Source organism: Kitasatospora sp. NPDC091276 (genome assembly GCF_040684355.1).
Classification (GTDB): domain Bacteria; phylum Actinomycetota; class Actinomycetes; order Streptomycetales; family Streptomycetaceae; genus Kitasatospora.
The window spans coordinates 188,456-196,705 of record NZ_JBFBFU010000016.1 but is presented as its reverse complement, the minus strand read 5'-3'; the positions used below and the strand labels follow the sequence as shown (position 1 = coordinate 196,705).

At 72.8% G+C, this 8,250-nt stretch carries 7 protein-coding genes; 2 read left to right on the top strand and 5 right to left on the bottom strand.

What is annotated here, in order from left to right:
• Nucleotides 1–111: 111 nt before the first annotated feature.
• Complete coding sequence (locus tag AB0O19_RS21705; RefSeq protein ID WP_363621497.1) at nucleotides 112–1,647, bottom strand: MFS transporter; 1,536 nt, start codon at nucleotides 1,645–1,647, stop codon at nucleotides 112–114.
• A gap of 165 nt (nucleotides 1,648–1,812) precedes the next feature.
• Between AB0O19_RS21705 and AB0O19_RS21700 the strand changes: the two genes are divergently transcribed.
• Together AB0O19_RS21700 and AB0O19_RS21695 are read left to right on the top strand one after the other, a co-directional pair.
• On the top strand, nucleotides 1,813–2,535 hold the full coding sequence (locus AB0O19_RS21700; RefSeq protein WP_363621495.1) for a TetR/AcrR family transcriptional regulator: 723 nt from the start codon (nucleotides 1,813–1,815) through the stop codon (nucleotides 2,533–2,535).
• Nucleotides 2,536–2,775: 240 nt separating this feature from the next.
• Complete coding sequence (locus AB0O19_RS21695) at nucleotides 2,776–4,200, top strand: AarF/ABC1/UbiB kinase family protein (RefSeq protein ID WP_363621493.1); 1,425 nt, start codon at nucleotides 2,776–2,778, stop codon at nucleotides 4,198–4,200.
• Nucleotides 4,201–4,308: 108 nt separating this feature from the next.
• Here the strand turns inward: AB0O19_RS21695 and AB0O19_RS21690 are convergent, their stop codons facing one another.
• The 4 genes from AB0O19_RS21690 to AB0O19_RS21675 form a co-directional block, all read right to left on the bottom strand.
• Nucleotides 4,309–4,707, bottom strand: a complete 399-nt coding sequence (locus AB0O19_RS21690) for a hypothetical protein (protein ID WP_350879868.1) — start codon at nucleotides 4,705–4,707, stop codon at nucleotides 4,309–4,311.
• Nucleotides 4,704–5,021, bottom strand: coding sequence for a WhiB family transcriptional regulator (locus AB0O19_RS21685; RefSeq protein WP_280676621.1), 318 nt, complete (start codon nucleotides 5,019–5,021; stop codon nucleotides 4,704–4,706). The genes AB0O19_RS21690 and AB0O19_RS21685 overlap by 4 nt, the downstream gene beginning before the upstream one ends.
• A gap of 218 nt (nucleotides 5,022–5,239) precedes the next feature.
• Nucleotides 5,240–5,698 (bottom strand): hypothetical protein, encoded by a 459-nt coding sequence (locus AB0O19_RS21680; RefSeq protein WP_363621491.1) that lies wholly within the window; start codon nucleotides 5,696–5,698, stop codon nucleotides 5,240–5,242.
• A 249-nt stretch (nucleotides 5,699–5,947) separates the two neighbouring features.
• Nucleotides 5,948–8,116 (bottom strand): UvrD-helicase domain-containing protein, encoded by a 2,169-nt coding sequence (locus tag AB0O19_RS21675; RefSeq protein WP_363621508.1) that lies wholly within the window; start codon nucleotides 8,114–8,116, stop codon nucleotides 5,948–5,950.
• Nucleotides 8,117–8,250 lie beyond the last annotated feature (134 nt).

Sequence of the window (8,250 nt, the reverse complement as noted above, 5' to 3'; positions counted from 1 at the left end):
GGCCCCCCCCCACCTCCCCTCCCCACCACCGCACCGCCCCACCCCACCGACGGCCGGTGCCCCGGGGGCACCGGCCTTCACGGCGAGGCGGACCAGCCAGGTCCAGCGAAGTCAGGCGGCGATCCCGGCGTCCTCCACCGACGCCCCGGCCACCGGCTCCCCCGCCGCCGTCCCGGCCTTCCGGTCGCGCATCACCAGCGTGGCCACGACCGCCGCCGCCAGCACCCCGATCGCGCTGATCGTGAAGGTCGTCGACATCGCCGAGGTGAAGGCCTCCCGGACGGTCCGGACGAGCCCGGCGTCCCCGTTGGCCAGCGCCAGTGCCCCGCCGACGGAGTGCTTCGCCTCCTCCGGCATCCCGGCGGGCATCTCGGCGGCGAAGCCGCTCGACAGCAGCGAGCCCAGGATCGCGATGCCGAGCGCGGTGCCGGCCTGCTGGATGGTGTCGTTCAGCGCCGAGCCGACGCCCGCCTGCTCCGGCGGGATGGTGCCCATCAGCGCGCCCACCGCCGCCGGCATCGCCAGGCCCGCGCCGAGGCCGAGCAGCCCGAGGGCGACCGCCGGGACGGTGAAGCCGGTGCCGGCGGTGACGGTGGTCAGCAGGGCGAAGGAGCCGGCCATGACGAGCATCCCGGTGAGGATGAGCAGGCGGTTGCCGATCGCGGCGGCGAACTTGGCGCCGACCCCGTTGCCGACCAGGGCGGCGATGGCCAGCGGAACGAACGCGAGGCCCGCCTTGACCGGCGAGTAGCCGAGCACGAACTGCAGGTACTGGGTGAGCACGAGCAGCAGGCCGCCGTTGCCGATCTGCACCAGGGTCAGCGACAGCGAGCCCCCGCTGAAGTTGCGGTGCTTGAAGAGCGCCAGCGGGACCATGGGCGCGGAGGTGACGTTCTCCCACACCACGAACCCGCCGAGCGCGAGCACCGCGACGGCCAGGGTGACCAGGGACTGGCCGCCGAAGGCGCCGTGCTGCGGGATCTCGATGATCCACCAGACCAGGGCGGTCATGCCGGCCGCGGACAGCACCGCGCCGAGCGGGTCGGGCTTCTGCCACGGCCCCTTGGACTCCGGCATCAGCAGCAGGCCCGCCAGGATCGCCAGGGCGACGACCGGAACGTTGATGAAGAAGATCGAGTGCCAGGAGAAGTGGTCGATCAGCACGCCGCCGAGGACCGGGCTGCCGACCAGCCCCAGCATCGCCACCGAGCTCCAGGCGGCCATCGCCTTGTTGCGCTCGTCCTCGTCGAAGACGGTGATGAGGATCGACAGCGTCGAGGGCATGATCAGCGATCCGCCGACGCCCATGGCGACCCGTGCCGCGATCACCTCGCCGGGGTTGGTGCAGAAGGTGGCCGCGAGGGAGGCCGCCCCGAAGAGCAGCAGTCCGATGATCATGATCTTCCGGCGGCCGAAGCGGTCCCCGAGGCTGCCGGCGGTGAGCAGCAGCCCGGCGAAGACCAGGACATAGGAGTCGAGGATCCACTGGGTGTCCTGGGCGCTGGCGTCGAGGTCCGCCGTCATCGAGGGCACGGCGACCGTGAGCGCCATGCTGTCGACCACCAGGACGAGCGAGCTCAGGCACAGCACGATCAGGATCCACCAGCGGTGCGGGTTGCGGCCCTCGGTCGCGTTGAGCTCTGCCATCAGCCACCCCTCCATTCTGCGCACACCGTTCCCGCGGTGCGCACGACGCTCCTTCGTTGCGCACACTGTACGCATGGCGGAACGGTGTGCGCAACACCCGACTCCTGTACGCTCAATGCGAACGGTGTACGCAGCGAAGCAGGAGCAGAGGGAAGGGGAGCCGCCATGGCCGCCGAAACGAACCCGATCCCGTCCGTGTGGGCCCGTCGGCAGCGCGAGCCCGACCAGCCCGCACTCAGCCGGGCCGCGATCGTCCGCGAGGCGATCACCATGCTGGACGCCGAGGGCATCGAGGCCCTGAGCATGCGCAAGCTGGCCACCCGGCTGAACGCGGGCGCCACCTCCCTGTACCGGCACGTGGCGACCAAGGACGAGCTGATGGAGCTCGCGGTGGACGAGGTCTTCGGCGAGATCACCCTCCCGCCCGCCGACAGCCCCGACTGGCGCGCCGCTGCCACCGAGGCCGCCGGCGCCTTCCGGGCGACGGCCCTGCGCCACCCCTGGCTGTCGTCCGTCCTCGGCCAGGCCGGCCTCGCCTACCTCGGCCCCAACCTGATGTCCTACGGCGAGCGGCTGACCGCCTTCTTCACCTCGGCCGGCTTCCCCGAGCCGGTCCGGGCGATCGACACGGTCATCTCCTACGTCGTCGGCATGAGCACCACGGAGGCGGCCTGGCTCACCACCGTCGCCCGGGCCGGCGAGAGTGAAGCCGCGTTCATCGCCCGGCTGATGCCCGCCGCCCGGGAGGCCACCGCGGGCTTCGCCCACCTCACCGACGCCTACTCGACCGTCTCCGCGGACCCGGACCCGGCCGCCACGCGCGACGCCAAGTTCGCCTACGGCCTCGACGTGGTCCTGGACGGCCTGGCCCTCCGCCTGCCCCGCTGACCCTCCGGTCGGACGACCCCCGGCCACTCCACTCAGCGCGCAACCGCCGTCCGCCCACCACACCGGACCGACCGGACCAAGCCGTCCAACTCCCCCGCAAAGGGACAGCGGTCGCGTCCCACGTGCGGGCGCCCCTTCCCCGCCTGGCGAAATACCGGCGGTCGCGAGGTGGGGAGCGGGCACAATGGCCTAGTGATGGTGGGCCGTCCGGTGTCGGGGGGCCAGGGAATGGAGGCCCGGGTGAGCGATCTTCCGCGCAAGGCAGTGACCCGCACGGCACGGCTCGCCGCCCTGCCTCTGGGGATAGCCGGACGCGCCACGCTCGGTCTGGGCAAGCGCATCGGCGGCCGCTCCGCCGAGGTGGTGACGGCCGAGCTCCAGCAGGCCACCGCCGACCAGCTGTTCAAGGTCCTGGGTGAACTCAAGGGCGGAGCCATGAAGTTCGGGCAGGTGCTGTCCGTCTTCGAGGCCGCGCTGCCCGAGGAGGTCGCCGGGCCGTACCGGGCCGCGCTCACCAAGCTGCAGGACGCCGCTCCCCCGATGCCCGCCGCCAAGGTGCACACCGCGCTCGCCCAGCGGCTCGGGGACGGCTGGCGCGAGCTGTTCCGGGAGTTCGACGACCGGCCGGCCGCGGCCGCCTCGATCGGGCAGGTGCACCGGGCCGTCTGGCACGACGGGCGCCGGGTCGCGGTCAAGGTGCAGTACCCGGGCGCGGGTGACGCGCTGCTCGCCGACCTGACGCAACTGAGCCGGGTGGCCTGGCTGTTGGGCCCGCTGATCCCGGGGCTGGACATCAAGCCGCTGATCGCCGAGCTGCGTGAACGGGTGTCGGAGGAGCTGGACTACGAGCTGGAGGCGCAGGCCCAGCGCCGGCACGCCGAGGAGTTCGCCGGCGACCCGGACATCGTGGTGCCCGGCGTGGTGGCGCAGGCCGACCAGGTGCTCGTCACCGAGTGGATGGACGGCACCCCGCTGGCCGAGGTGATCACGGACGGCACCCAGGAGGAGCGCGACCGTGCCGGGCAGTTGCTGGCCCGGTTCCTGTTCGCGGGACCGTCCCGGACCGGCCTGCTGCACGCGGACCCGCACCCGGGCAACTTCCGGCTGCTGAAAGACGACGGCCCGGCGTCGGGCTGGCGGCTGGGGGTGCTGGACTTCGGAACGGTGGACCGGCTGCCGGGCGGGCTGCCCGCGCCGATCGGGGCGTCGCTGCGGATGGCCCTGGACGGCGACGCGGCGGGCGTGCTGAAGATGCTGCGCGAGGAGGGCTTCGTCAAGCCCTCGATCGAGCTGGACCCGGACGCGGTGCTGGACTACCTGCGGCCGATCATCGAGCCGGCCGCCGTGGACAGCTTCCACTTCACCCGGGCCTGGATGCGCGCGCAGGCGGCCCGGATCGCCGATCCGCGCTCGCCCGCCTACAACCTGGGCAAGCAGCTGAACCTGCCGCCCGCGTACCTGCTGATCCACCGGGTGACGCTGAGCACCATCGGGGTGCTCTGCCAGCTGGGCGCCCAGGCGCCGTTCCGGGCGGAGATGCTGGCGTGGCTGCCCCAGTTCGCCGGTCGGGAGCCGGCGAAGCCGGCCAACCCAGCGGGGACGGCGAAGCCCGCCGGTCGCAAGCCGGCAGGCGGCGAGCCCGCCAGCCGCACCCGCAAGAGCTGACCGGAACGCCGCCCCCGACGACCGCAGGCCGCTCCCCGTGACGGGGGGCGGCCTGCGGCACGACGGGGGTGGAACGCGGGGAGGCCCCGCACGCGACGACAGCCGCGACTACATCAGGGCGACGGCGATCGCCTTGCGGGCCCGCAGCGAGGCGCGCTCGGCCCGCTGCTTGAGCCGGCGGGCCCGGGCGACCCGGGTGACGAGGCGTTGGTGCTCGGCCTCGTGCAGGCGCTCTTGCATATGGGCCCGGGCCAGGGATTCGTGGAGGAGTTGCATTTCGAGGGTCCTGTTCTGGATCTGAAGTTCGGTGGTCTGCTCAGCGCGGACGGTCGGATCGATGGCGGCGGCGGTCATGTGGTGGTCCTGCTCGTGGTGCGTGCTCGGGAAGGGGGCTGGCCGGGATGCGTCGGCCTTGGCGGCGGCGATCCGGACGGAACGGCGGAGGGAGCTGTCCAGCAGGGGCTGCTCTCCCCGGCGGACGGCCCTGGCGCCGTGGGCGGGGTTCACGCCATGACCTCGGTCTTGCGCGGACGGCCACGCGGCCGCTTGCGGGCCACGACGACGCCCTGGACGAAGAGCTCGCCACCCCAGACGCCCCACGGCTCGCGCCGCTCCAGCGCACCGGTCAGACAGGCGTCCTTGACCGGGCAGGTGCCGCAGAGGGACTTCGCGTACTCGACGTCGGCGGGCGTCTCGGCGAAGAAGACCTCGGGGTCGAAGGCGCGGCAGGGGATGGGGAGCCCGAGCGCCTCGGCCTGCTCGATGGAGCTGATCTGCATGGAAGGAACCTCCGGGGGGTCGGCCTGGTCGGCCTTGGTGATCTGGCTTGTCGGCGGTACGGACGGGATGGGCGGCGTGATGACCGTGGACACTGTGGCGTCTTCCTCGTCTTCTCAGTGGTTCCGGCCCAGATGGCTGGTGGGTCTGGGCCGGAGGCCCCGGGGGGCCTGGGTGGTCTTGCGTACCGGACAAAACAGAAGGGCCGCGGATCCCGGTGTGACGGGTTCCGCGGCCCTGGAGGTGCCGACCTGAGGCTTACTCAGGTTCGTTCTCTCCAGGGTTCAGGCCCGCGGAAGGCCCGCATCCGGATGGCCGTGGCGCCCGCAAAGGCGGCCATGGCCTGGTTAATCTGCTGCTCGTTCTGCTTCTGGGTGCTTCCGGCACCGATGACCTGCGCATAGTCGCCATGCATGGCGGCTGCTACGACTGCCTTCGGTGCCTGGGTCGGTCGCTCATCACGCAGGGAGCGCGACGTGCCGAACGACGCCCAGTCGCCGGACAGACCGGCCTCGACGGAGGTGCCTTCGACGTTCCTGCCGCCCGCGGCGCAGACATCAGTGTGTCCAAGGCCACTGACAGCGGGGACGACGGAGACACCGGTGGTGTCGAGACCCAGACCGGTTCCACCGAGCTCGGCGAGCGCCCGCAGACGGGCGGCACGCAGGGAGGCAGCAACAACGGTCTGGCCAGTCATTTTGGTGATCATGATGTTTCCCACTGTCATCGCCTCCTCTCGGCGTCTCGCGGAGCCAGGTCGCCCCGGTTCCGAATGTTCGGATGTCTGTCTCGGTGAAGCTGTTGGGTGCAGGGGATTCGGCACAGGTGTCACCCCGTGCGATCTCGTCCCCTTGACCGCTCCGGCAGGCTATTGCGCTCCCGGTATGCCGCGCAAACTATTTTTCACGGCGGGTTCGGATGTCCCCCGAGCGGCCCCCGGGAGACTCCCCTGGACCGCGCCCGGACCGGCTCACGCCGGATCGACCGGCTCGCCGTCCTCGACGCCGTCCGGATCCTCCTCGGGCTCCTCCCCCGCACACAACGAGAGCACGGCCGCCCCGTACTTGTCCAGCTTCATCGCGCCGACCCCGGAGATCACGGCCAGCTCCTGGCGGCCGGCCGGCACGTCCTCGGCGATGGCCATCAGCGTGGCGTCGGTGAACACCACGTAGGCCGGCGCCCCCTGCTTCTTGGCCTGGCGGGCCCGCCACTCGCGCAGCCGCTCGTACAGCGCCTCGTCCATAGTGGACGGGCAGCTCTCGCAGCGGCGCAGCTTGCGCTCGACCGCCTCGGTGAGCACCTTCTCGCAGACCCGGCACTTGACCGGGCCGCGGACCCGCCGTCCGGCGGAGCGCTCGCCGGGCTCCACGCCCCCGCGCCCGCCCCGCCCGCCGGTGCGTGCGCCGGGGGCGCTGGAACCGGGGCGCAGCCCGTCCAGGAAGCGGCTGGGCTTGCGGCTGGCCCGGCCGCCCGGGGAGCGGCTGAGCGCCCAGGAGAGGGAGAGGTGCTTGCGGGCACGGGTGACGCCGACGTAGAGGAGTCGGCGCTCCTCCTCGATCTGCTCGTCGGTCTTGGCGTAGATGATCGGCAGGGTGCCCTCGGTGAGGCCGACGAGGAAGACGGCGTCCCATTCGAGGCCCTTGGCGGCGTGCAACGAGGCGAGGGTGACGCCTTCGACGGCGGGGGCGTGCTGGGCGGCGGCGCGGGCGTCGAGTTCGGCGACGTAGGCGGCGAGGTCGGCGCTGTGGCCGGCGGCGGTGCGGGTCCGCTCGAACTCCTCGGCGAGCCGGACGAGGGCGGCGAGGGACTCCCAGCGGTCGCGCACGGCGCCGGAGCCGGCGGGCGGTTCGGCGGTGAAGCCGCGGGCGGCGAGGACGGCGCGGACCTGGCCGGCGAGGTCGGGGGCGTCGGCGGTGAGCGGGTCGGCGCCGGCCCGGGCGGCGCCGCGCAGCAGGACGCCGGCGTCGCGGACCTCGGGGCGTTCGAAGAACCGCTCGGCGCCCTTGAGCTGGTAGGGGACGCCGAGGTCGGCGAGGGCCTGCTCGTAGACCTCGGACTGGCCGTTGGTGCGGAACAGGACGGCGACCTCGCTGGCGCGCACGCCGGTGGCGAGCAGGTCCTTGATCCGGCGGGCGGTGGTCTCGGCCTCGGTGGGTTCGTCCTCGTACTCGGTGTAGACGGGTTCGGGGCCGGCCTCGCGCTGGGAGACGAGTTCGAGGCGGTGGCGGGCGGCCTCGCCGCGGGCCTGGCTGAGCAGTCCGTTGGCGAGGTGGACCACCTGCGGGGTGGAGCGGTAGTCGCGGACCAGCTTGACGACCGTGGCCTCGGGGTGGCGGGTGCGGAAGTTGAGCAGGTAGTCGGGGGTGGCGCCGGTGAAGGAGTAGATGGTCTGGCTGGCGTCGCCGACGACGCAGAGGCTGGCCCCGCCGCCGGGGCCGGTCCACTGGTCGAGCAGCCGCTGCTGGAGCGGGGAGACGTCCTGGTACTCGTCGACGGTGAAGTGCCGGTACTGGGAGCGGACCTGGTCCGCGATGTCGGGGCGGTCCTCCAGGATGGCGGCGGTGAGCAGCAGGACGTCCTCGAAGTCGATGACGCCGCGGCGGCTCTTGGTCTCCTCGTAGACGCGGTAGACCTGGGCGGTCTCGGCCGGGTCGCGGGGGGCGTCGCGGCCGGACTTCTGGACGGCGGCGGGGTAGTCGTCGGGGCCGAGCTGGGTGACCTTGGCCCACTCGATCTCGGCGGTGAGGTCGCGCAGTTCGGTGCGCTGGACGCGCAGGCCGCAGCGGCCGGCGGATTCGGCGACGAGCTGGACCTTGCGTTCGAGCAGTTGGGGCACGGGGCCGCCGACGGCGCGCGGCCAGAAGTACTGGAGCTGGCGCAGGGCGGCGGCGTGGAAGGTGCGGGCCTGGACGCCGTCGGCGCCGAGCTGGCGCAGCCGGCCGCGCATCTCGCCGGCGGCGCGGGCGGTGAAGGTGACGGCGAGGACCTGCTGGGGCTGGTACACGCCGCTGCGCACGCCGTAGGCGATCCGGTGGGTGATGGCGCGGGTCTTGCCGGTGCCGGCGCCGGCGAGGACGCAGACGGGCCCGTGCAGGGCGGTGGCGACGGCGCGCTGTTCGGGGTCGAGCCCGGCGAGCACGGCGTCGGGGCCCGTGGCGGCGGTGGGGTCGGCCCAGAGGGAGCCGTGGGGGCCGTCGGACGGGCTGCCGCTCAAGAGGTCTTCCTGCATGCTTTCCATCCTCTCAGCCCGCTGGGACAACGGGGGCGGGGTTG